The organism is Xylophilus sp. ASV27 (assembly GCF_016428875.1).
In the GTDB taxonomy this organism is placed as follows: domain Bacteria; phylum Pseudomonadota; class Gammaproteobacteria; order Burkholderiales; family Burkholderiaceae_C; genus Xylophilus.
On the sequence record NZ_JAELTO010000303.1, the window covers coordinates 1 to 397 of the forward strand.

The following is a 397-nucleotide window of genomic DNA, read 5'->3' on the forward strand; positions in this document are numbered from 1 at the left end:
CCCCCCCCCCCCCCCCCCCCCCCCCCCCCCCCCCCCCCCCCCCCCCCCCCCCCCCCCCCCCCCCCCCCCTACCTACTGACCCGGCCACCACCGCCATCTCCACTAGGTTCTCTTCGTCGGCAGCGTCAGATGTGTATAAGAGACAGGAAAAAAACCGCCCTCGGGTGGTTTTCTTCATCAGTGCCGGCAGTGCGGTGCGCTCAGCGCTTCTGGCGGTACTTGCGCAGCGCCGCGATCTGGGCGGCCATGACCTGTCTCTTATACACATCTCCGAGCCCACGAGACCGTACAGGAAATCTCGAATGCCGACATCTGCATGAAAAGAGGGGGGGGGGGGGGGGGGGGGGGGGGGGGGGGGGGGGGGGGGGGGGGGGGGGGGGGGGGGGGGGGGGGGGGG

General features: G+C 72.3%; 1 protein-coding gene. It reads left to right on the plus strand.

The genetic code is table 11. The features are described 5' to 3' along the window. Positions 1-397 (plus strand): hypothetical protein (locus JHD63_RS23000; protein WP_198973137.1); only part of this gene is annotated, 397 nt, incomplete at both ends.